The organism is Nonomuraea cypriaca, from assembly GCF_015645445.1.
GTDB lineage: Bacteria > Actinomycetota > Actinomycetes > Streptosporangiales > Streptosporangiaceae > Nonomuraea > Nonomuraea cypriaca.
This window is the reverse complement of sequence record NZ_JADOGI010000543.1, coordinates 1-1045: the sequence shown is the minus strand read 5'-3', so window position 1 is coordinate 1045 and position 1045 is coordinate 1. Positions and strand designations below refer to the sequence as shown.

At 72.1% G+C, this 1045-nt stretch carries 1 protein-coding gene; it reads right to left on the bottom strand.

The genetic code is table 11. From position 1 onward, the window contains the following. Positions 1 to 1045 (bottom strand): IS66 family transposase (locus ITP53_RS55510; RefSeq protein WP_195903513.1); only part of this gene is annotated, 1045 nt, incomplete at both ends.

Below are 1045 nucleotides of genomic sequence, written 5' to 3'. Positions count from 1 at the left end.
CCCGTGATGGAAGGATTCGAGGTAGATCCGCGCCCGCTCGGGCGGGATCTCGGCCAGCCCCTTCTCGCGGGCCTTGACGGCCTGCTCGTTCAACTCGGCCAGCGCCCACCGGATCTGCGCCGGCCACCGCTGACCGGGATGATCCTCGGCCGCCGCGGTCAGCTCCCTGACCAGATGTGCCCCGCACAGTTGGTGACGAGCGTGCGGGTAGCCGTTGTAGAGCGACAGCGAGTCGTGCACCAGCACCCCGCGGAACTCGGGCAGGATACCGAGGGAGTTGGCGCCCTGCCGGGAGCGTTCGCCCAGGCCGAGCAGGGTCAGGGTGGTGGTGCAGGCCACGTGCGGCCAGCGGCGCGCCGCCCCGATCCGGGTGGTGGTCTCATCGACGTGCAGCACATGCGTGAGTGTCAGCAGCGCGCGGATCACCTTGATGCTGCCGGCGACCAGCGTGGCGGCCTCGGCCAGGATCGCCGACACCCAGCCGGGCGAGACCCGGGCTCCGGTGACGTCGGCGATCAGCTGAGCACAGCGCTCCACCGGCACGTGCTGGAACACCAGCAGATAGGCGGCGAGCGCGCGCAGGTTCGGCCCGTACGACGACGGCGCACCCGCCACCTGCCCGGGCATGTCCGCGCCGGTGACAGCGCCGCACCCGCCGCACCGGCAGCGATGCGCCCGGTGCTCGGTCACCGTCACGGTGACCAGGGGAATGTCGCGGACCTGGCGGCGCGAGTAGCCGACGCTGTCGGTGGCCGACAGCTGTTTCCCGCATCCGCCGCAGGCCGCCGGGAGGTGGTCCTCGACCTCGTCGGGGACCTCGGCCATCGCCAGGCCGTTGCCCGGAGCGCCGGGCTGGCGCCCCCGGGTCCGCCCGCTCTTGACCGGCGGCTGCTTCTCCGGACGGACGAAGGCGTCGCTGGACGGCGGTAACGAGGAGTTCCCCGAATTGCGGTTCTGCCGGCGTTCCAGCTCGGCGACCCGGGCGGTCAGCCGCTCCACCGTTGCTTCCAGCTTCGCGATCGTCTCGCGCTGAGCCTCGATCGTG